13 protein-coding genes are annotated in these 23,893 nt (G+C 58.1%); 5 read left to right on the forward strand and 8 right to left on the reverse strand.

What is annotated here, in order from left to right; translation table 11 throughout:
- Window positions 1-384: 384 nt before the first annotated feature.
- Window positions 385-2,082, forward strand: a complete 1,698-nt coding sequence (locus FFS45_RS36135; RefSeq protein WP_137959427.1) for a VPA1262 family N-terminal domain-containing protein — start codon at window positions 385-387, stop codon at window positions 2,080-2,082.
- Window positions 2,075-3,862 (forward strand): hypothetical protein, encoded by a 1,788-nt coding sequence (locus tag FFS45_RS36140; protein WP_137959428.1) that lies wholly within the window; start codon window positions 2,075-2,077, stop codon window positions 3,860-3,862. The genes FFS45_RS36135 and FFS45_RS36140 overlap by 8 nt, the downstream gene beginning before the upstream one ends.
- Before the next feature lie 62 nt (window positions 3,863-3,924).
- Here the strand turns inward: FFS45_RS36140 and FFS45_RS36145 are convergent, their stop codons facing one another.
- A complete protein-coding gene (locus FFS45_RS36145) occupies window positions 3,925-4,227 on the reverse strand; it encodes a hypothetical protein (protein WP_212745791.1) in 303 nt (100 codons plus the stop codon).
- 208 nt (window positions 4,228-4,435) lie between these two features.
- On the opposite strand from FFS45_RS36145, the gene FFS45_RS36150 reads away from it, so the two are divergent.
- Together FFS45_RS36150 and FFS45_RS36155 are read left to right on the forward strand one after the other, a co-directional pair.
- On the forward strand, window positions 4,436-5,104 hold the full coding sequence (locus FFS45_RS36150) for a Vps62-related protein (protein WP_137959429.1): 669 nt from the start codon (window positions 4,436-4,438) through the stop codon (window positions 5,102-5,104).
- A 118-nt stretch (window positions 5,105-5,222) separates the two neighbouring features.
- Window positions 5,223-11,480, forward strand: a complete 6,258-nt coding sequence (locus tag FFS45_RS36155; protein WP_137959430.1) for an RHS repeat-associated core domain-containing protein — start codon at window positions 5,223-5,225, stop codon at window positions 11,478-11,480.
- Between the two features lie 79 nt (window positions 11,481-11,559).
- Here FFS45_RS36155 and FFS45_RS36160 read toward each other — a convergent pair whose 3' ends face one another.
- Both FFS45_RS36160 and FFS45_RS36165 read right to left on the reverse strand, forming a co-directional pair.
- Complete coding sequence (locus FFS45_RS36160; RefSeq protein ID WP_137959431.1) at window positions 11,560-12,471, reverse strand: DUF72 domain-containing protein; 912 nt, start codon at window positions 12,469-12,471, stop codon at window positions 11,560-11,562.
- Window positions 12,472-12,493: 22 nt separating this feature from the next.
- Window positions 12,494-15,643, reverse strand: coding sequence for an error-prone DNA polymerase (locus FFS45_RS36165; protein WP_137959445.1), 3,150 nt, complete (start codon window positions 15,641-15,643; stop codon window positions 12,494-12,496).
- Window positions 15,644-16,059: 416 nt separating this feature from the next.
- Here FFS45_RS36165 and FFS45_RS36170 point away from each other — a divergent pair, with 416 nt between their 5' ends.
- Window positions 16,060-16,677, forward strand: coding sequence for a hypothetical protein (locus tag FFS45_RS36170; RefSeq protein ID WP_137959432.1), 618 nt, complete (start codon window positions 16,060-16,062; stop codon window positions 16,675-16,677).
- A 285-nt stretch (window positions 16,678-16,962) separates the two neighbouring features.
- Here FFS45_RS36170 and FFS45_RS36175 read toward each other — a convergent pair whose 3' ends face one another.
- From FFS45_RS36175 to FFS45_RS36195, 5 genes are all read right to left on the reverse strand, one after another.
- A complete protein-coding gene (locus FFS45_RS36175) occupies window positions 16,963-17,250 on the reverse strand; it encodes a PAAR domain-containing protein (protein ID WP_137959433.1) in 288 nt (95 codons plus the stop codon).
- Window positions 17,251-17,287: 37 nt separating this feature from the next.
- On the reverse strand, window positions 17,288-18,250 hold the full coding sequence (locus FFS45_RS42625) for a T6SS immunity protein Tli4 family protein (RefSeq protein WP_249363067.1): 963 nt from the start codon (window positions 18,248-18,250) through the stop codon (window positions 17,288-17,290).
- A 95-nt stretch (window positions 18,251-18,345) separates the two neighbouring features.
- The gene (locus FFS45_RS36185) at window positions 18,346-19,986 is read right to left on the reverse strand and encodes a hypothetical protein (protein ID WP_249363068.1); all 1,641 of its coding nucleotides are present in this window, start codon (window positions 19,984-19,986) and stop codon (window positions 18,346-18,348) included.
- Window positions 19,987-20,248: 262 nt separating this feature from the next.
- Entirely contained in the window at window positions 20,249-22,939 is a 2,691-nt protein-coding gene (locus FFS45_RS36190; protein WP_137959434.1) for a type VI secretion system Vgr family protein, read from the reverse strand.
- A gap of 399 nt (window positions 22,940-23,338) precedes the next feature.
- Window positions 23,339-23,770 (reverse strand): hypothetical protein, encoded by a 432-nt coding sequence (locus tag FFS45_RS36195; protein ID WP_137959435.1) that lies wholly within the window; start codon window positions 23,768-23,770, stop codon window positions 23,339-23,341.
- Between the last annotated feature and the right edge of the window lie 123 nt (window positions 23,771-23,893).

Below are 23,893 nucleotides of genomic sequence, written 5' to 3' on the forward strand. Positions count from 1 at the left end.
CATACAATCACGAGAGGCCGAACACGGCCATTGGCGGCGTACCGCCCAAACAGAAGTTGCCCATCGCGGCATGACCTCTACTTCTGAACTCCGTTAGAAGCGGGGGGACTACCGGTTGAGACCGCGCATACTGAACGAAGAGCAAAGCCAGCATCAGGAAACTAACGACGTGATCCGTATTGCTACCAGAATTTCGAGTGATGTCGAACAAGCGATCTACTGCACCATCATTCAGATGCTAGATGCCGGATTTACAGGATGAAGGCCCGGAACGCCATGTCTAAAATCTTGAGTGGGCGTGCCGGCGAGATGCATGCGGCTCGGTTGTCGTAGAATACCCCGGGGCTGCGCGATGATCTGAATAAGTAAGCATATGGCTGGGCTATGCAAGAGACCGTTTTCGCTGTGCCGGAATCAATAGACGACGAATGGCCAACTCTTGTGGAGGGCGATTACTCTGTTGCAGTGATCCGTCTCGTGACCCTCATTCGGGCTCGCGTCAATTATCTGCTGTTTGTTTCCGTCGAGCTTCTGCCTGCGGAGATGCCGGTCCCGCCGCAGCCCCCGAATGGTGGATGGTGGCGGAACTTCGGATCTGATCGCCTCTGCGTTAGTCGAATCGTTCTATCGTTGGCGGACGCAATCGCTTGGTATGAGACGCTCAAGCAGGGCCGGGCCTTGATCCCCGGCCGCGACGTCCCGATAACGATGGCCCGCCTGGCGCCTGAGCCTGACTACAATGGATTCATAGTCTTATCTGAGCCGCCGCCTTTCTCACCCGCTTGGCATGGTAGACCCCGGCTGCACCGTCTGATCCCGATGGAGGCGCTAGCCGAGCCGGTCGAGGCAATCCGAAATGGCTCAACCGAAGTCGAAGCCTTCATCCGCGCTAGGGAATGGTTGCGACAGCATATTTACTTCGATTTACTTGCGTACGACGACTGGTTGGGCTCAGGCGTGTTGGTCGCTCCGAACCCGCTTCTCCGTTACTGCGGTACCCGCATCGCAGATCGCTCGGCAACGGCAGGAGAGACCATTGAAGTTGGGGGGGCGCCGCGCCGCAACGCCAATCTCTCGACCCTGAGGTTGAGCATCGAAGAATTTCGTGCGGGTGCCCCTGCGTGGCGTGCAGAAGGTACGCCCGATGCCCTAGGCCGTTTTCGTGCCCAGGCACCCTCCCAAGTCTCGACTATTCGCCATGACCTGGTCTGTGATATTCGCGGTCGTCTCGATCACGAGGCCCCAGGCTTCTTCTTCCGCAGCGTCAGTGTGAGCCACACCCCACAAGGACATCCACGAGAAGTAGCACCACCCCGGCGCGCGCCGTTGACCCAGCCGCGAACCGTTCATGTTCGTCCGCAGCCTGCTATGTTAGCTGAATCACCGCCGACCGCGCTCCGCCAACTCGAGAGGCTGCAGCGGGCTCGCAGTGAGCGCATCGGGGACTTGAGGCCGGCTGAGGCACCTCTGGTCCGACGCATCGCTCGTCTATTCGAAAATGATCGGGAAGACACGGTTACGTGGATTCGCGAACTCATCGCCTCGGCCCGGACTCAAGTCTTCCTTGTTGATCCCTATCTTGACGCCGACGACCTTCAGGAGTTCGCGACGGCCGCGTCCTACCAAGGTGTTGCCATCCGAGGTCTAATTAATCCTCGGCCTGGTCGCAACCGCCGCTCCGACACGAACGGCGACTTGTTCGGAGACCAGATGCTCGAGAAAATCAGGGAATTACGAGACCCCGCACAGGAATTCGGGGAAATCGATATCCGGGTTTCGCGGATCCGGCGCCTGCATGATCGCTTCTTGCAGGTCGACGATGTGGTTTGGCACTCCGGTCACTCGTTCAACCAGATGGGTAAGGGCGAGATCAGCCTGATGACCTTGGTCGCCGAACCCACAGAAACACGCACCGTGCTGGCGGAAGCATTTGCAGAAGCAGAGCCCTTCGAGACTTATTGGACCAATCGCCCCACCCAGCCGTGGTCGCTGAGACAGGAAGCCGGTTACCAACTGCGACGTCTGGCGAAGTGGATCGAGCGATCGCAGGACATGCAGCCGCGAGACACAGGCAATGACTGACAACAGCTTGACCCTTCCTTGCCCAGAAGATGGTGAGGCTGCCCTGGCCATGACCGTTGAGTGGCTTCGTGCCCAGGACTCAACGGATGAGTTCGGAGCACTTGTGTTGCGCCCGCTGGACGTATCAGGTGCGAACACTTTAGCGGAGTGCCTGGCAGCTGCGGGGCTCATGGGCTGGCGCGATGCAATCATCGCCGCCGCAAGTCCAGGGCAGGCGCGTCATCTAGACGCTCGCCTGAGTTGGCTCATGGGCCAGGCCGCCATCGCGATTGCTGTCAGCATGGATCAACCCGAGAACTTCGGGATCGTCGAGACATTGCAGATGCTAGGCAACGTCAGTAACGCCACATTGGCATCCATAGTCTGCAGTCGCGTTGCGGATGTACATGACAGTTACCCACTTCTGGCGCTCTTGCGCACGCACCTGCAGGCACTTTGGAATTCGCACTTTAATGTACGGATGCGGCGGTATGCCGAAGCAATCGCCACACGACCTTTGACGTCGCGGGACCTCTGGCCTCGATATGACGGTATGCCGATTGGAGTAGGCTGGGCTCATCAGGTTGCCGCAGCCCTCTGGCCCGGTCGTTACATGGAAATGCTGGCCAGTTTTCCGACATTGTTTCAGCACGGATTTGGCGATCCCCTGTCGCCAATCGATCTGGATTTGGCCGCGTCCTTGGTAAGCGCATCCCCCAATGTCTTCTCGATCGACGGGGCACCCCTAGGGCCTGTGGTCATCTTTGCCTTGTTCGATGCGATCGAGACACGGTTCACGGCCACCGACATGCAAGACATGGCAGCAGTCGAGACTGGGCTCGGCCATGTTCTCGACAACATGTTCTCGCGTAGCGATGGGAACTGGATCGGCCGCGCATGGCTGCAGCAGATCATCTGGCGAGACACGCCGCGCCGGGCAGGTCGTGCCCAGGCAGACGTGAATGCACAAAGGAGCCTGCGGGACAGGTTACGTATCCAATTGTCAAGTCGCATCACGCCTCTTGGCGAAGCCGCTTTCGACTGGATACGCCAGGAGGAGCCCCTCTGGGGAGTTCATCGTGTCTTGTCCGAGGCGTCGATTCTGGCGGCCCAAGGTAATGCAATAGCGGCAGCCGAGATTCTTGCGGAAGCAGTCCGGCAAGGGCTTGTGAGTGCTACGGGGCGGCCAGCAGGGCTCGCCACGAATTCGCCGGAGGCAACCATCGTCGCTCTTGTGCTCTCGAATCTGTCCGACATGAAACTGTGGTTCGAGACTCTGTGGCGAGATACTTACGAGTTAAGAGAGCAACTGAGCTACGACGCGCACCGTAACCTCGACAACCCGGCCTACCCGGCCTTGGCCTGGAGTCTAATTGGGCTCAATGCTTCGGGGGCGGCGTCTGTCGACACGGCAGGGGTTTGGCGCGTGATTGCGGGAGCGGTGTTCGAAACCCAGCGCATTGATCCAAACGCGAACCTGTTTAACGGTGCAATGCCGTCAATCATCCGAGTCGCGGTTCAACTGGGCGCGGTACTCACTGAGGGTGGAATCCTTCCGATAAGTGACTTCGCCAGCTTCCTGTCCGACCAGCTTGAGCCGACCGTCGAGCACGCGCACCTCTGGCAGATTGCGAGATCTGGAGCATCAGATAGCACGACTTTGGCCGTGGGGCGCCTGGTGGGTGCTACTCGGCTCCGACAAGCACTCGAAGCCGGATTCGCCCAGCATCGTCCAGCGTGGGGTGTAGCGCTTGATCGTGCCGCACAGGACGACCTGGTCAATTTTTCGAGTCGTCTTTAAACCACATGAGCAGCAGAGATAAAGCATACTGAATATTTACTATAGCCTTTCAAAGATCAACTTTACTGCGGCCGCGGTAACGGAATTATCGAAAACATGTTTGACACTACCTTGCGTGCCCCCTCTCGCATCTCGATTTCCCCTGACGCGTGGTTATACGCAAACGCATAGCGCTTGCTCCCGATATGAACCCAGAGGACATTCGTCAAGATTTTGATTTCTTGGTCTGCATCCTTACGCCAAAGGATTGTGCCGATCAACAGTAGTGCAACTTCGTCGACGCCGCGAGCGTGATGATCGGCTCGCGCCATGACACCATCAATGTATTGGCGAAGGATTTCAACTTCCGTGACGGCAGTAGCCATTGCATTGCCCTCCTGCTTTTCGAGCTTTCCAGATTTTCCCAACGCTTGCCGTTAGCCAGCCAAACAGCAACTAGCCTTTGGTTCCTTTACCCGCGTACAAACGGTAAAAATTACACAGCCATTTTACACTTGCGAGTAACATTGACCCTCTATATTCTCCATACAAATCATAAATTTTTCCGCTGTTAACTCAACCGGAGGTAGAAAGATGGCAATCAGTAATGGCACTGAAGCACAGGATGTAGGGGACGAGAAAGCTCTTGATGGGCAAAGCTTTCTGAAACAGACGATTCTCAGCGGCGGCGCAAATTTCACACTGGCGGGTACCGACCACGGCTTACACGCAAACATGGACTTAAGCGTGTTTCAACCGACAGTGCCGGAAGGCCATTTCTTTCTTGGCCAGGTGGCCGTTCAGGGTTATCCCGACACCTGTCCGTCGTCATGCATCATCGTTCAACCAATGAATGACGACCCGGCTAATCCTTGCCTCAAGAGCCCCACCGGCTTCTCAAGAATCTGGTGTGACGCAGGCTCGGGTAAAGACTCAGATTACTCTTTCTGGCAGCCGAATTGTACAGATCCGAATTACATCGCTATCGGCACAATCATCTTCACCGGACCTGGCACGAACGGCCAGACTCCGGATCCCAAAAACTACCCTGCTTTGGCCCTGGTGCGAAGCGATCTCGTTAAGTACGCGACACCCGTGTCGACGCTGATCTGGGACGATGCTGGCAGTGGCGCCACAGCAAACGCCTCACTCTTCCCCCTGCCCAACTCGAACTACTTCATCTGTTCAACCGGACCAGAAGGGCAGCCTCCCACAGGCCAATACCCTGACCTTCTCCCGCCTTCAGAAAAGAAGAGTCAATAAGATCAAATTTCCTAATTGATTTTGGCCGATCAACCGTGAGGCTAATCGGCCACATTCATTTCTGAGCGCTGGCTTCATCGACCCGGGCGCGTTTCTGACTTGCCCAAAGGAACCACGAATGTCTGACGTGATTAATCTCGTGAAGAATGGCGATGTCCTGTCTGCAGTGGCTATCAAACAGGGCGCGTTTAATGTGGACTCGAGCGGTCAGGCGACCTATCGAATTCCCATCGCGGTTCCACCCGGCATAAACGGGCTCAGTCCGCTCCTTGGAATTAACTATAACCACCGCGGTGGCAACGGCCCACTGGGCGTGGGCTGGAGTATCGAAGGCGTATCTTCGATTACGCGCACCGGCGCCAACTACGCAACCGACGGATATAAGAGCGCGATCAATTTCAACGATAGCGACCGTTTGTTGCTGGATGGGCAGCGGCTGCTCAATGTGTCGGGCGATTATTGGGGGAGCGAAGCCCTCTATGCCACCGAAGTCCAGTGCTGGGTCAAGGTGATTGCTGGCACGACCGAAAGCGATGGCTTTGTTGTGGTGTCGAAGAATGGCGAGATTCACGAATACGGCAAGACCTCGGACAGCAGGATTCTGGCTAACGCGGGCGGCGTGCGGGTGTGGGCGCTCAACGCAATACAGGATCTGAACGGCAACCGGATCGAGTATACGTATACGCAGAGCCCGGTGGCCGGTCTACCGGAAAGCGGTGCCTATTATCTGCAAACGATCCAGTACACGACGCGCAAGGACGGGGCCGCCTCGGCCAATCGCTTTGTGGTTTTTTCATATGTCGCGCGCGACGACAAAATCGTTTCCTACGTCGGTGGCTGCAAGATCGAGGTCGACTGCCTCCTCGACACAATCACCAGCTACATAGGTCAGGCAAATAATCCCGACAACGTCGTGACCACCTACAGCCTGCATTATGCGACCAGTTGCGCGACCCGGCTGTCGCGGCTGGTGTCCCTGTCGGTGACCGGGGCGGCAGGAGAAGGCAACCCAGCCTTGCCCGACATCGAGGTAGCCTGGCAGGACGTGACCAATCCATCCATCGATAGTAGTCAGCAGAATACCGTGCTTGGCAGCGGCAAGATTCTGTCCATGGACGTCAACGGCGACGGGCTCACCGATGTCGTACAGTTCTTCAACGATCCCGATAGTGGTTCTTTATGCGTCGATACCTACCTGGCGAATTACAGCAACGGCAAGGTCGAGTTTGCCTTGCAACCGACAAGCAGGCTGCAAACCGTCTATCCGGATGCAAAAAAACTGTTCGCGACTGATGTTGATGGCGATGGGCGCGGAGATCTACTCGTCATTTACCCTGATGCGAGCAACGGCAACTCATTGAGCATCGACACCGCCTTATCCAACGGCAACGGTTTCTCTGCGCCGCAGACGGTAACCACCTCTAATGCTTTTACCGACGACGATCTGTTTTTTGCAGTCGACCTGAATGGCGACGGCAGAACCGATATCGTGCAGGCGACCCGCGATACCCAATCACAAACGCTGGTGTTGAATTGCTACATCACTTCGATCGATAGCAGCAGTGAGTATTTTGGCTACACCACGAGTGTGGCGACCAGCTTGCCCTTTCCAGCCAATAGCGCGAGCCTGTTTGCCGCCGACGTTAACGGCGATGGCATTACCGATCTGGTGTTGCTGACCGAGGATCCTGAGACCCAGCAAACCATGGTTTACTGCCTGATCACCACGCGGGCTGAAAAAAATGCATTCGCTCCATTCAATGTCGTCTCGAGCGGGGAGTTGCTGGATGTGCCGTTCGCCCGGATGGGTAGCATGCTACCGGCCGACCCGAACGGGGACGGGTTGACCGATATCGTGCGGGTTTTCCAGGATAGCGACGGTTGGATGAAGTTTCAGTCCTATCTGTCGGATGGCGTGGGGCATTTCACCGCCGGCGCGGTGTCGGCCGGGTTCACGCCTTGCGCTAACCTGTTTCCAATGGGATTCTTTGGCGGAAATGCTTCCGATATTCTCGGCTGCTGGACCGATCCCCAGCGTGGGAACTGGAATTTCGCTATCTACTCGGCGTCTCCGGCAGGCAATTACTCTCAGGCCGCCACCGTAAGCAGCGACCAGATCCTGCCCCAGTTGAGCTTCCTGATCGGAGATGTCACCGGCAGCGGGAAAGCCGATCTTCTTTATGCATATCTCGACGCGAATCGTTGTGTCAACATTCAGCCGTACCTGTCCGCTGGGGCCTATCCGGATCTGGTCAGCTCGATCGAGGATCAATTGGGCGGTCTGATCAACATCGAATACCAGCCGCTCACCAATCCTGCCGTTTATTCTGGAGGACAGAATGGCGCATTCCCGAAGAGTTCGGCTCAGCGTTATTGCAATCACCTGTCGCCTGCACAGTTCCCGATTCAATCTGTAATCGGTCAGGCTGTCTATGTGGTGTCCGGCTATACCTTGAGCAATGCGCCGGGGAGAAACCGCCATCCGTATTCGTTTGGCTACACGCTGTCCTATGCTGACGCGCAAATCGATCTGCTAGGGCGGGGCTGGCAGGGTTTCCGGCAGGTCTGCACCCTCGATACATCGACACAGTTATTGACGCGCCAGCTCTATAACCAGGATTTCCCGCTTACCGGCAAAGTAGCCTCTGTCAGCTCCGAATCGGGCGGTGCGCCGCTGGAATTGACGCTGACGACCTATTTGAGCCGCGCATCGACGATCTATCCTCAGCAGAACAGCGTTGAGGTGGTAACGACTGGCACACTGCGTTACACCTATACCGATGGTGCTTTCGACTATGTCACTGCCAACGTCTTTGCTGACGTTCAGAATGGAAATATTCTGCACTACGACGCATATGGGAATAATCTGTGCGAGACCTGGTATGGCTATGTCGAATATATCGACCCTGCTGTGGTCGCATCACCCAGTCAGACCGATCCCAAAGGAAACCCCATTCTTCCAGGCATGTTGAGGCCGTTGCAAAGTAGCGAGATGCTTTATCGCTACCGCGCTGTCGTCAACGATCAGACCGCCTGGGTGTTAGGGTTGCCGACGCACCAGAAGGCCTCGCTGAACGCCGCAGATTCCAATATCGCTACATTCAACCAGGGCGACCTGACGCTCTCGGCCACGACGTATTTTCCGACCACCTATAACCGCCAGTCAGTGGCGAACTGGGATAGCGGTAACCATGTTTTCCTGACGACGACCTATCAGTACGATGGTTTTGGCAATCGCGTGACGGAAACACTGCCCGGCAATCGCACCACCCGCTATGTCTTTGAGACGACCTACAACACCTACATCGATCAAACGGTTTCGCCGGGCAATGCGCAAGGTACCGCGCTAATCGGCTATGCCGGCTACGATCCGCGCTTTGGCATCCAGGTCGCAGAGCAGGATGCTAACGGCTTTATTTCCATCTCGGCGCTAGATGGATTTGGCCGTCTCGTCGCCAGACAGGGACCTGTGCCAGCGGGGACGCAATCGGACACCAATACGCTGTCCGGGCTTGTGACCGGATCGATGCACAATCAGTTCATGGCGGCGAAAGTCGTGTCGCTTGAAACAGTTGCCTATCTGGACGATGGCCAGCAGGGTATCTATTCGCAGCACCTGATCTTGCAGCAATTTCCCGACGACAACGTACGAAGCCTTCTCGCGAACTTGCGGTTCGTCGACGGTCTGTCGCGCGAGCGGCTGACCGCCGTGCGCACCAGCAATAACGGCAGCGAGCAGTATTCAACCGCTACGTTCGATTACACCGCCACCGGTAAGCCGTCGCGCAAGGGCATTCCATTCTTCTGCACGGATCTCGTCTCCGCTTCGACGGCGCTTTATGCGTCGTACCAGTACGATGCGCTCGACCGCCCCGTTCTTGCAGTACAGCCAGGTGGCGCGAATGGCGAATTGTCGGTGACCACCAGGTGGGCTTACGGCAGATCTGGTGTGGTTACGGAAACGCAAGCGGCCGGCGCGGCGGAGCAGTATGTCCAGACCTTTACCCACCATTGGTTCGACGGCAAGGATTGCATCGCGCAAACCGCCGTCGCCGTCGATAACGGTGCGGTCACAGACTTCCAGTTCGATCCACTGGCTCGTAACTGGCAATCGGTCGATCCGAATGGCGTCCACAACACACTGACCTACGACTCGCTGAGCCGGAAAACCTCGCTGGATAACCCCGACCAGAACACGACCGGTACAACGCCGGGTATCCGCTATCAATACGATCCCGCGACCGGGTTACTATCCTCACAAACGGATGCTGCCCAGGCCAGCATCAGCTACAGCTACGATCTGCTTGGCCGGGTCTTGACGACAACCTTCCAGGACGGGCGCCAGTTTACCTACCAATACGACACTGCATCGAATGGACTGGGGCGCGTCTCTGTTATCACTATCACGCAGGGCGATACCGTCGAGTCGACGCGAAGTTTCGCTTACGACGAGTATGGAAATATCGCTCAGGAAACGCTGGCGCTCATCGGCGAGGCACAAACCTTTACGACCCGATCGAAGTACGATCCGACGAAGCGACTGGTGGAACAGACTTTGCCAGATCAGACGCTGCTGCAGCGCACTTTCGTTGATGGGTTGTTGAGCGCACAGTCACTGGACGGCGTGCAGGTCACCTATTCAGCATTTACGCCCGCCGGTAGTTATTCGGCGATGAATTACAACAACGGCGCGACGTTTGCCTATCAACGCAACCCGCTCGATCAGATTTATGCCGAATCCTTGACTGTGGGCGGGCAGGTGCTGTTCGGCTCGAACTATCAGTACGATCAGTTAAACCAGGTCCTGCAAATTCAGGAACAACACGGCGCAGCGAACTCGACGCAAAGTTTCGCTTACCTGGGCAAGCGGTTGGTGTCGGCAACGATTCCCGGCTTTGAAGCAACCAGCTATCAGTACGACGCCGGCGGCAATTTGCAGATGAAGAACGCGAGCCGCTACAGCTACGACGCACATTTCCCGCGTCAGGTCGAAAGCGGCGGTGCCCCAATCTACAGTGCCACGCGCGATCAGTGTGGCCGAACCCTGTCGCAGACCTCGAGCGGACAAACGCTCGGGTTCCAGTACGACGGACTGGGATGCCTGCGCATGGTGAAGGATACCAACGGCACGGAGCTTCTGCAGGCGATGTCGGACGACAGGGGCCAGCGGCTTCGTCAGGTGAGCGCGGATGGCACGGTTACGCTCACGATCAACCCCTGCTACCAGGTAGTGAAAACCGCCTCCGCAACGACCATCCGGAAAACACTGTTTGACAGCGCCGGTGCGCTCGCCTCGATCGTCACGCAAGCGGGGACTTGCCAGTCGCTTTATTTCCGTCGCGACAACAAGGGCAGCGTTACCCATTGCCTCGACGCAAACGGGGCGCTGCGAAACCAATTGGCATACGACGCCTTCGGCATGGTCAAAGCGGTCTCCGGCCCGATACCGGACATCCCCTTGTATGAAGGCCGTACCTGGGATCCAGTGACAGGGCTCTACTATTTCGGTGCACGCTATTACGACCCGTCTCTCGGTACGTTCCTGACCCCGGATACGCGTCTTGGCGGCACCAGCGAGCTGCAATGCAATGTGTGGAACCGCTTTGCCTTCGAGCTGAACAATCCGCTCAACCACGTCGATCCGGACGGCCACACCGCCTGGTGGGCCGGGTTGGTGATTGGGCTGGTAGCGATCGCCAGTGGTGTGGCGATCGTCGCGACCGGTGGCGCGGCCAGTGGCTTGGCGGCAGTAGCGGTAGGAGCGGCGGCCGGCGCACTGATCGGCGGCGGTGCTACAGCGGTTGGTTATTCGCTGCAACACCGCGACGATTTTTCGTGGAAGGACTTCGGTATTCAGGTGGGAATCAGCGCGGGTATCGGTGCCGCAGCCGGCGGCCTGCTGGCTGGAATCAGCGGTCCTATCGCCGCCAGCGCGCATCCGGTCATCTATGGTGCACTCTCCGGCGGCATAATCGGCGCCGCAGCCGGCGCAGCTACCACGACGCTGACCAGTGTCGCCGAAGGGCAGTCGATCAGCGGCAGCGCGGTAGGCGTCTCGGCTGCGTTGGGCTTTGCGTTCGGCGCTATCGGCGGTGGTATCGGCGGCAAGGTAGGCGCAAGGACGGCGCCGCAGATGGATCAGCTCGCCAACGACACGCAACTCGCTGTTCGAAGCGGCGGGAGGTACGACATTTCGACGGAGCAGATCATCCGCGGGCCGGGAGTGAATGGCGGGGTAACGACTCGCGTGGCTTGGCAGCAGTTCACACCGCAGCAGATCAGGGGGGCTCAGAGGGCGTTGATTGGAGCGGGCATCTTTGCTGACTTCCTCTTGCCTTCGATCCAGACCTATCTGGGGGATACCACCCCAAGTTGATCTGAATATAGACGTGTTCAAATGTGCGCCTCTCTGTCATGGTGATCAACGTGACGGAGGGGCGCTATCCCTTAGATTGTCATGTCGCGATTACTGCGGAGTCCCCAAAGAGCGACATCAGAGTCTGGGCATTCCGCTGCCCCTGGTCCTCGTAGTTATTGTTGAAGATCACGTGGGTTTGTCCGGCCAGCGCCGCGATCGCGTTGATCTGATCCGCAAGCTCCTCGAGTTCCTGCTCGCTGTAGTCGTAGTTAAACCGGTCGCTGGCTGCAGTAGCTCCTTTGACGTTCCACATTTCGTGATTTCGCCCGTGAAGTCGAACAAGAGCCAACCGCTCGTTTGTCACTTCCCACACCGACGGTATGCTGTTGCCGGTTCCCTGCGGCTCGTCGACGATGACGTTCACGAGACCGCGCTCGCGTTCGAACGCTAGCGTGGAGGCGACGTGCTTCTCATCAAACCAGGATTTGTTCCGGAACTCGACCGCCATCGTGTAACCAGACATAGCGTCTGCGCAATGCGCAACGTGTTCCGCGTCCTTCGGAGCGCTCGTTACCCACGGGGCAAACTGAAAATGAACGACGCCGAGCTTGCCTGCGGCGCGCAGCGGGTCAATAGCTTCGAGATAGCGCCGCCAAAGCTCCTGGCAGACATCGGCGGGCACATCCTTGTAGTAGAGGTTCTTCTTGCCGTTTTGAGGCAGCGCAGGCTGGATATCCTTCGGAAACATATCGCGGCCCGTCTGATGCCCTGTGAAGAGCCTGTATGCCTTGATGTTGAACACGAAGTCATCCGGCGTTCGATCGACCCAAAGCAAGGAATTCGCGCCGCTGGGCATGGCATAGTAACTCGAATCCACTTCAACGATCGGAAACCGGCCTGCATAGAAACGAAGCCTCGCTTCCGCACTATTGCAGCCAGGTGGATAGAAGCGCTTGCTCTTGATCAGGGTAGGATCTGTCCACGAAGCCGTCCCTACACGAATGTTCATGCGAGTCCCCTTTGTCTTCAGTTCAGCAGAAATCGCGGCTGACGATGTTCAATTGTCCGAGTAGGTCAGACATATCCACCAGGCGCTGGGCAACCAGATGCCGCACTTCGTCCTGAAGCTGCCACACGCCATACACTGCCAATAGCGAAGCACCCAAGGCTTCACGCCGGAATTTTTCCAGAACGGATTCCCACACAATGACGTTCACCACTCCGCTCTCGTCTTCGAGCGTCATGAACATCACGCCGTTGGCTGTCCCGGGGCGCTGCCTGACTGTGACAAGCCCGCACGCGCGTGCGAGCTGTCCATTACGATATCGCACCAGCAATTCCGCCGGCATGAGCCGCCTTTCAAGCAGTCGCGGCCGCAAGAGCGCAAGCGGATGACGTCCGAGCGTCAATCCGACCGACCGGTAGTCCGCGACGATATCATTCGCCTCCGACGGCGCACCAAGCTCGGGTGTATCGTCCTGTATCGCGGCGCCCGACAACATGTCCTTATCCGGGACAGCAGCCACCGAATGCCACAAAGCCTCGCGACGATTGCCGGCAAGCGCGGCAAGTGCATTCGCACCAGCCAGCACGCGCAGGTCGTGGCGGTCGAGTTGCGCACGACGGGCCAGATCATGCACGCCGCTGAACGGCCGTACGGCACGCGAGTTCTCAATACGCTCTGCGGCGCCATCCCTCATGCCGCGCAGTAACGACAGTCCGAGACGAACAGCCGGACGTGCAGCCCCGTCGAGTGACTCGAGCACCGAATCCCAGCCGCTGCTCGTCACGTCAACCGGCAACACCCTGACGCCATGTCGCCGCGCGTCCTGCACGAGCTGCGTCGGTGAGTAGAAACCCATCGGCTGGCTGTTAAGCATGGCGGCGAGAAACGACTCAGGCTCATGGCATTTCAGCCAGCTACTCGCATAGACCAGCAAGGCAAAACTCGCCGCGTGACTTTCCGGAAAGCCGTATTCCCCGAAACCCTTGATCTGCTCGAAAATCGCTTCGGCGAAGCTCCGTTCGTAGCCGCGTTCCTGCATCCCGTTGATGATGCGATCATAGTACTTCTCCAGACCGCCCTTACGCTTCCATGCAGCCATCGCACAGCGCAACTCGTCGGCTTCACCTGGCGTGAAACCGGCCGCAATCATGGCTACCTGCATTACCTGTTCCTGGAAAATCGGCACGCCAAGCGTGCGACCCAGCGCGATCTTCAGTTTCTCGTTGGGATAGGTTACCGGCTCCTGTTTCTGGCGCCGACGCAGATAAGGGTGCACGGCCCCGCCCTGAATCGGACCAGGACGCACAATGGCCACCTCGATAACCAGGTCGTAGAACTCTCGCGGCCGCAGGCGCGGCAGCATGCTCATCTGCGCACGCGATTCGATCTGGAACACCCCGATCGTGTCGGCGCGGCAAATCATGTCATAGGTCGCCTCGTCCTCTGGCGGAATTTCCTGCATCTCGAAGCGCTCACCGCGCCGCTCCGCGACGAGATCAAGCGCTCGACGGATCGCTGACAACATGCCGAGCGCGAGTACGTCTACCTTGAGAAGGCCTAACGACTCCAGATCGTCCTTATCCCATTCAATGACGGACCGATCCGCCATCGCGGCGTTCTCTACCGGCACGAGTCGCGTGAGCTTGCCGCGGCTGATCACGAAACCACCGGAATGCTGCGACAGATGCCGCGGAAAGTTGAGCAGTTGCGAGGCCAGTCTCGCCCAGGCCTGAATCAGCGGCGTTTCCGGGTTAAGACCGGACTCCTCGAAACGCGTTAGCAGGTCCCGATCGCTGTCGAACCAGTGATGTGACTTTGCAACCGCGTCCACGATCTGCGGATCAATTCCTAGCGCCTTTCCCGTCTCACGCAGCGCGCCGCGTGGCCGGTAAGTGGACACCGCTGCCGCAATGGCCGCACGGTTCCGTCCGTACTTTCGATAAATGTACTGGATTACCTCCTCACGCCGCTGGTGTTCGAAGTCAACGTCGATATCGGGAGGTTCACCTCGTTCCTTTGAAATGAAGCGCTCAAACAGCATGTTGCCCCGTGCGGGGTCGACCTCGGTAATCTGAAGGCAATAGCAAACGGCCGAGTTCGCCGCCGACCCGCGCCCCTGACACAGGATATGCTGACTGCGAGCATAGCGGACGATATCGTAAACCGTCAGAAAATACGGCTCGTATTTCAGATCCGCAATAAGCTTGAGTTCGTACTCAAGTTGTTGTTGGACACTCGCCGGAATGCCCCCAGGGAAGCGCCACGTCGCGCCGGCATACGTCTCCTGACGAAGGTATGTAGCAGGCGTGAAACCCTTGGGCACGATCTCATCGGGATATTCGTACCTGAGTTCGTCGAGCGAGAAGGTGCAGCGCTCCAGAACGTCAAGCGTCTCGCTCAGTGTCTGCTCCGGATAAAGATTGGCGATGCGCAGGCGCGACCGCAGATGCTGCTCGGCGTTCGGCGCGAGATCGTAACCGCACGCATGAACCGGCTTGCCGACACGGATCGCAGTCAACGTGTCCTGCAAGGGTTTTCGCGAACGCACATGCATCGCAACATTACCGAGAGCGACGACCGGCACGTTCTGGGCATCGGCGACATACTCGACTGCACCACGATGAATATCGTCCATCGCGCGCTGATGCAGGACAAGCCCCACCCACGCGCGATCGGGAAACGTCGCGTCGAGCCATTCAATTTGCGCTTCGAGCGCCTCTTCCCTGGCGGGAAATGCCGGCACCAGAATCGCGAGGCAATCGGGCATGCCACGCAAATGCGCGCTGTCGCGATCGGGGCGTGACAGATCATGCGGTGTCAGCCGGTACTGCCCCTTCGGTGCGCGCGTCCGCGCAAGCGTAATCAGTTCCGAAAGGTTGCCATACCCCTCGCGGTTCTGCGCGAGCAGAATCAACCCGAACGCGAACGAGCCATCGGCATTGCGCAACTGAAAATAAGAGCCGATGACAAGTGGCAGCCCCACCTGTTTCGCCGCAACATGCGCTCGCACGACACCGGCAAGTGAGCATTCGTCCGTCACGGCCAGTCCCGAGTAGCCCAGTTGCGCGGCGCGTTTGACGAGTTCCTGCGCATGCGACGCGCCATGTAGGAACGTGAAGTTGGAGAAGCAGAACAGCTCGGCATAAGCCGGCAGCGATGTACCGCTCGGATCCATCGTGCTCATTGGAACAGGCCATGCACGCGCCGACGCGGCTGTTTTTCGGTACCGCGGCTACAGCTACCGGTAGGCTCAAGGCAAATCGCTAAGCACCGTCCGTCGGAGATCGGTTCGACGACGGAACATCTTCTACCACCAGCAGGTAACTCTGCACCGGGCCACGTAGCCGCAAGCGCCGGTTCTGCAATTTGTGCGGTTGCAAACATGAGCTACGGACAAATACTGTATAAAAACACAGTATATAATCTTTCCGCGAAACCGCAATCGCCGTACGGCACAGCCGCCGCTGTTGGGGCGATGAAAAATTGTCATATCATTCTGACCGCGCCCCGGTTCGGCCCATCGTCTCACCAACGACTGGCAAAACTGGTTTAACCGACAGCAAAGCGATCCAGACGCGAAATTGGAGTCAGATGAACAGGACACACATCGTATTGGTAGCCGTCACGATGGCAACGGCCGTCGCCGGCTGCTCCGATAAAAGCGATCCCAGCGAGAAAAACTTCTCTGCCGCAATAAACACGTTGCTCGCCAAAGGTCAGCTAGCGTGCCTGCCGGAAGGCAACTATCCGGTCGACCTGACGCAGGCAGACATCGCCCGCACGGGCTTTCCTGCAATCGGAAAGGCGATGGAGGCGCTCAAGAATGCCGGTCTTCTCACCGCCTCCCCAATTGCTGCAGGGCAGTCCGACACGGCAGGGGCGATCGAGCGTTATCAACTCAGTGCCGAAGGCTTGAAGTATTTTCATCCAATCGCTGACGACACCCCGAAGCTACGCAGCGGCGAGCTGTGCTATGGCCATTTCTCGTTGGGAAAGGTAACGAGATGGGATGCTCCCATGAAACTTGGCGATTATCAGGGCACGACGGTCTATTACACGTATCGAATCGACGATATGGCGGCCTGGGCGACGAGCGTCGACATCCAGGCGGCGTTTCCCGTGGTACGTCGCACGGTCAACGGCGTCGGCACGAGCGAGTCTCATTGGGCCGTAACGCTGACAAGCGACGGATGGAAGCCCAATAGCTGAAGCGCTCGACAGGCTCAACCAGCCGCGGCCGGCAAGCACCTGCGCCTTCATTCCAAGGGGCTCGTCCAGCGTGTACTACGCCAGCGGGTTAGATCGGCTCATTGCACGCGGTACCATGATTGTGGTCGCCCAGACAGCCCATAACGCCACAGCCACTTGACGACGCGGCAACGGCGAGAAGTAAAACGTATAAGCCCAGGCTGCGTTTGCGCATGAGGAATGTTGTAAAAGTTAGGGGAGAGCGTTGAGACCGGCCCCTGCGGTCGCTGCCATCTGGCTGAGCACTCATTCGCCGCTGTAAGAGGCATCCTGCGAGGCAACAAGGCGCGGGCTAGGCGTGCACTGGCATATGCACAGGTCATCGCTCAACGCCGCTTGCCTTCCGTCAGGTCCGGTGGTCGGCAGGCGCGGGCCATCGCACTTTATTTTTCCGGTCGTCTTGCAGACGGGGCAAGATACCGGGTCGCCCTCGTAGGCCTGCTCCCGACCGTTCAGCATGTCGGCTGAATCGCCCGCTTCGACGACACCGCCGACGATGGTACGGTCGCCTTTCACTACGTCAGAGCGTCTCACGGTCGCACCCGTTTGTGAGCAGACTTCGCTTGCATATCTAAAGAGCCCCTGGTCGCAGGTGCATGCTGTTGAGCAACGCGTCCCACGCCGCTATCGCACTGGCCTCGTCGAGCGGAGAAGCATCCTGCGCGGTCAGTTTTCCGCCGGGTGAAAGATCGCCTAGATCCATCTCAACGGAAGTGTGCGGCTCTGCCGCGTTTGAAGGACTGCCGTTCGCAAGGAGATAGAACCGATAGAGGTGCGTTGCTCCATCGCCAACCGACATCAATACTTCCTCGGCGTCCATGCCCGCCAGTTTCCTCTTACCTTCCCGCAGGACCTTGACCTGGCCACCCACGCCCTTGCTCTCGATTTGTCGGCGCAGATCCGGCAGGGTAGAAAGCAACGACGTGTTGCCATCTGTGTCGACGGCGTCGCGAATCTCGATATTCAGAAGCGCGGGCTTACCTGGCAACAGAGCAAAGGACTGCACAACATCTTCGCTCTGGCTGGTCTTTCCCGTAATGTAGCCGCCCTCGAAGCAGAAACCCTTTTCTGTTGGAATCGTCTGGTCTTCACGATATCGGACACCCGTCAAAATCGGTCCGTCGTTCGTCACCAGCTTCGGAAGGTATTCGCTGTCAGCCTGCGTCTTTAGGATATACATGTTTGATCCGGCATGTGCATATCCTTCGACATCAAACGACAGATCGACATCCGGCACCTGAACATCGCTGAAGACCAGAATCCGCGAATGCTGATCGGGCGACGCTGCCATCTGAAGCAGGGCCGATTTCGTCGGGACGTTACCGTCGCTCGGGTCGACGCGCCTCTTCGTCCGTAGTTCATTTTCACGGGCGGCGACCCTGGTCTGAAATTCAGACTGGCTCACGTTACGAACTGTTTCTATCTTGTAGCCGTCGTAGGCAAACTCCTGCGCCGAAACCGCGCTCTGCGTAGGCAGCCCGATGACGAAGTGCCCAAAGCACCAGGGACGTACGGTAGGGAAGGGATTGACCATATTCGACTCAGTTGAAGCTGCGTGCGCATGCGCAGAGGACGCAACAAGCAGTATTGGTAAAAACAGTCTGAAAACTCGAACCGTCAGGCGCTGCTTCATTGTGCTGGAACCTCGATACTTTGCGCGATCTTCACGATGCTATAGAGCGTTGCCCACCGCGCCCAAGGATGAGAGTAGCAGAACTGGTGACTGAAGCCGCCCTGTGTGAACGCCATCTTGACACCCTCTGCGGCTGGTCCGGCGACATCGGGCTTTACCCCCCGTGCCTGGGCTTCGGACGACCAGATCGGTACAGTCCCGTCCCCGGGAATAATGCCAACGTCCTTCCCGCTCGGTGGGATGTAGGCCTCCTGTTGCACGGTGACAGATACCCACTTGCCGCGCAGAATGATCTGCACTTCACCGTTGTGGTAGTCGCTCACCATCGGGGCCGCCTTCAACTCCTGCTCGGAGACGCCCGATGGGATATCGCCAGTCCAATACACGTTGCCCCACGTGAGCAGATGGTAGTCGTCGGCGCTCGGTTCCATTTTCTGATCACTCGTCTGGCCGCTACCAGTCGGCTGGCTTTTTGGTTTGAGTGCCCCGTTGCCGTAAAACGCATACGTGTTCGTGTGGTATTTGCTCACCAGCTGATTCTGCAGTTTGACGACATCCGTCATGGTCGTCCTGAAGTTACCCAGAACAGTCGTGCGGCCGCCTGCCTGCTTGAGGCGCTTCGTTACAATGCCTGCAGGATCGAGTACCTTGGGGTCGGGGAGCAGCCCGTACCACGAGGAGTTCAGATAGATTTCAGTGAGCGCGCTTTTCTTCGGCAGCGACATCAGGGCGTTGCCATCCAGATCCTTGACCGTCCACCAGGGGGCACCGTTGTGATAATCGGGCATTGGCACGAGTTCAAGCGGTCCTCGGGCATTCGCCGTCACAGCCACGAATTCAGCGTCGTCACCGCCCATCAGGCTCTGGTTGATGAATCCTTCGCCGCCGGTTCGAAAGCGCTTCGCCGCGAGCGGCGCGCCAGTCGCCGGTTGCACACCATGTACGATCCCGTAGATCGATCCGGCACCGCCCAGAACTTCCGACGCGACACGGGCGACGATGCCACCCAGCGAATGCGTCACGATGATGGCCTTGTCGGTTTTGTTCTCTGCGCAGATTTCCTTGATGCCCTTGATCCGGGTGACTTTCCTGGTTTTCGGATCGACAAAGTCGATCCCGTTCAGCACGTCGCGGCCGGAATCGAGGTTTGACTGAAGCCAGTTGTATCCGATCGCGTAGACCGGAAAGCGGTAACGCGCGAAGTGTCTGAATTCGTCGGACTCACTGGACAGGGCGCCGCCCGAGCCGCTCGCGCCATAATTTGCCGGGGCCGTGCCGAGCAGGCTCCTGAACGTAAAGTGCTGGCCTTCCGGATCGCCGCTTTGCCACACCCCGACGGACTTGCCATGGAACATGGGGTTATTGAGCTGGTGGTCCAGCCACGCCAGCACCTGAGAATAGCTGGTTCGATGCAAGGCGCCCCAACCGCGCCGGCGGGCTTCCTGCTCCGTCACGTCGCCACCGCTTACATCAACCGGTCCATTCGGATTGACGATCGCCTGGGTCGGATCAAACCGCTTTTGGCGCGAGGACGCGCCGGCGAACCACCCGGTAAGAATCGACAGTCCGCTGCCGTACGAGGACACGTGGTCAGTGTTTGGAGGATCCCACACCGTGCCGCCCGTATTCTTGTTCACGAGCAACGTCCCCATGACGCCAGGCAGGAAAATTAACGGGATTGGCGGCCGCAGGTCGGCGTGGACGACCTTGCTGCGAGTGTCCTGGTTCGGTGTCAGGACAGCGCGCGCTGTGGCACCGCCAGCCGGATCTGGAAACGCCACGTGCGTAACGGTATCGCTTTCGTTCGGAGCCGACGCGCCCGCTGCGCCGGTGTCTGCATTCTCGTTGCTCATGTTCTGTAGTCAACCCGTCGGTGGGCAATGCGATTTCACTTACCCGTCAGCCGGCCGTGTCGCTGCGGGGCAGGATGCGAATCAGCACGGTCTCAACATCGTCACTCTTCTGGACAGAGGTCTTGCCTTCGGCGTCCGTCATCCCCTTGATGATGGAGCCGTCCCCACGGGCGATCTCGTAAGGATGGTTCCTCAGCAGCTCACCGCTTATCTTGTCGTGAAGCACATACGGATCGTTGAATGCGGTCGTCTCCCGGCTGTTGAAGTGCTCGGCCATTGAACTCGGACCCTGACGGCTGAACGATGCCGACTTGATAACCCGTGCACCGCTCATGCCATCCTCGATTCCCGAGGGCGTGATCCGGATGTAGGAGCCTCCGCACTGAAGGATCAACTCGTCTTTCGCCTGTATGGTCACCCGACCGTTGGCGCTGGTCACCGTGATGTTCTCGGCAGCGCTCACCCGGATTTCATCGCTCTGCGCGCTGACTTCTACTTTCCCCTTGGCCGCGATCAGCCTCATACCCGCCTTCTGTACAAACAAGCTGATCTTTTCAGCGGCGCTTGCTATGAGCGACTTGCCCGTCGAAACGTAGGTCGTGTCGCCACTCACGAGATTCACCTGCTGATCGGCGCTCACATGAGCAGCCTTCTGCGTGGCCACCGCGACTCCTGATGGGCTACCGATGAGGAGCAGAGGTGCCGAGAAGCCATTTGCGCTGCCGGTACCGCCGCCACCAGTCTTGCCACCAGATGCGCCCGGCGCGCTTATCGCTTGCTCCGTGCCCTGCGAGAAGTCCTTCAAGGCGCTTTGCCCGATACTCAGGTCTTCAGCCTGCGCTGTGATACTCGCCTGGGAGAGCGATTCAATGAGCGTTTGCGCGCGGGTCAGTTGATCACGCGTGTCGGACGCATCAAGGGGCTGCTCGACAGAGGCGGGGTGCGTAGAGATGTAAAGCCCCATGCCCGCGCGCACAGCGCCGTAGGCGTCGGACTTCAGGTCAAACCCGGCGCCCAGATAGCGACCACGACTGTTGCCGTCCTGCTGCGTAAGGTAGCCCAGATGAAGCTGCGAGCGACTGCTTGTCGAATAAAGCTGGACCCGGTTCTGCCCGGTGGAGTCGTCGAAGACCATCTGGTTGTAGCCCGCACCTCCGTATTCCTTCGACCGATACCCGGATAGCAGGGCGTCGGTGTGCCACTGTGGTTTGGTCACCGCGTTGTAGATTCGCGAGGTGATGATTGGCCGATCACAGTCGCCGCCGATATAGTCGACCAGGACCTCCTCACCGACCCGGGGTATATGGACGCCGCCGTACCCGTTACCGGTGTCGGACTGCGCGACACGAATCCAGCATGACGCCCTGTCGTCGGCGTTGTTGAGGCGGTCCCATATGAACTGAACCTTGACGCGGTTCAGCTCATCGGTATATACCTCTTCACCCTTCGGGCCGACAACCATAGCCGACTCAAGGTGCATCTCGGGCTTGCCGTGCTCAAGCGGACTCCGGAAGGGTACGGTTGTCCTCTGCGCCTCGATCTCAACCAGGTAGAAGCCATCGGAGCCGTCCATATGTCGCACGCTTGGGAGTGCGTCGCCAGCGTGGTTTGCGCGCGCCTCCGCAAGCGAGGTCTGCAGGCTATGGGGAAAGCTTTTTCCCTTGGCTGAAACCGGCAGGTTGTTTTCAATGGCCCATGCGACCTCGATCACGGCAAACTCGCGCTGGCTTTGCGAGTCACCGTCGTGGTCGGGATGGTCGGTAAGGATAAAGCGCAAGCCGGCATCGACACCCCTCAACCCTCCGGCGCCGTGGAAGCGCTTCGCACGAGACTCCCATTCTTCCATCCTGATGCGCGAGAGCTGATCGCCGCGATCCTGCCTGGGATAGGTGTACGCCCCCGTGTACTCGTAGACTTCCGCCTGCTCGGGAAGCGCTCCCTGGTTCGGCATCGTCGGCACACTGGTGCCTTTGGGGTTATAGGGGGTGGACGGATTCTTGTAATCGAAGGTACGCGTCGTCAGCGTGACGCTTTGCATGGTTCTGCTACCCGTCCATTGCGTGAGTGCATCGGCTTCGTTCCTGGTGCCAGCCCGATAGAACTGCACGGTCTCCGGCGAGAGCGTGCCGAGGGTCAGCAGACGGTCCGTGATAACCAGGGTGTGGGACTTGCCATCCTGTGCCTGCTGCCAGACGCCATAGAGCCCTTCGGACTCTAGCAAACGGTGCACGAAGTTCCAGTCGTCCTCATCCTGCCGGCAGTAGGATCGGGCAGGGAGTGGCGACGACAGGGCAAAGCGGAACACCCCCTTTGCCTGAGGATGCGCGTTGAAGATGTCCGTTACGATTTCGTCAACGCTTTTGTCCTGCCAGATCCGCTGATCACGACGGAATCGCAGAAAATGCATCCACGAGGCAAAGCTGAGCTGAAAACTCGTGAGCCCACCGTCCGCACCCAGCCGTCTTGCCGTGTGAACGTAGCCGTTATGCGGCTTGTACGAACTATCGGCCTGCTGTATCCAAAGGGTCACCGGCTGCGCGATGAGTTGCTTGAGTTCGATGCGCTCCGTGGTCGAAACCGCGTCCACCGTGAACTCAAAGTCGCGACCGATGCGGGAACAGCCTACGATCCGCTGCGGTAACAACGTATTGGCGCCGAGCGGCGTGTCGAGCGTTACCAGTCGATCCTGCTGAATCAGGCCCCGCATGGACAGCCCAATATTATTTGCCACACTCATTGCGAATCCGTCTTTCTACATTTTGTTTAACTCTCTTTACGGACCCTTCTGCAATTGTCGTATCGCGGATAACCCAATCACCCATTGCTGGGCATCACGGCGTTCGGTATATACAAAGGGCGGCTTAAGCGGATACTACCAAATCCGGTCTCACAAACCCAATAACCTGTTGAAAAAGATTGTTAATTCGGAATCTATTTCCGTTGAAAATGCTCAGTAGATAAGAAGGAAATATTTTCTGATTGTTGAACCCGGCTTATATCGATTGCCCCGGTTGTGATTTAGCTCGGTCCACACAGATTGCGGTAACGTGAAATCTCATGTAGCTGGCTCCGGGCTCGGGTAAGCGCGACGCGGCAGACGTGGCGCCAGGTCCCCGCCCGGAACAGCAACCGATCGTTACTGGCAACCCTGCGAAACGTACTTTCGCTCAAGAGCCCAAGCTCCGCCAACCTTGACGGTATCGCCGTTCAACAGAACGTTTTGTGACCAATTACCGGATGCTTCACCGTCACCGAGAAAGTGACCTTCGAACACGGAGCCTGAGCCGAGAACTCCCGCGGTCGTCATCGCGCCGCTACTGTCGAGGACTCCGGCGACAGGAATCGTCTTGCCACTCCGGGCTGAATACGCTTCTCCCGTCACAACACCCGTTCTTTCGTTGACGTCGGCGCTCACGGTGCCGTTGTCATATTGTCCGTCATACTTTCCTTCATAATGGCCTGCCGTCTGACAAAAGTCGCTCGCTGCGTAAGCTGGAACAACACCCGCGGCGAGCAGGCCAAATGCAACAACGGTGGTAAGGAAAATTTTCCGCATCAGGATCCTCATTTTTGGCTCGTTGAGTTTACGGGCGTCAGAGACCAGATCTCATCGCCCGCAAAATCACTAACGGACGTTTTTTGCTAGGATTTAGGGTAGATTCACAATCCTTTCGCACTGGGGGATGAACAA

The sequence above is a fragment of the Burkholderia sp. 4M9327F10 genome (assembly GCF_005503145.1).
Classification (GTDB): Bacteria; Pseudomonadota; Gammaproteobacteria; order Burkholderiales; family Burkholderiaceae; genus Paraburkholderia.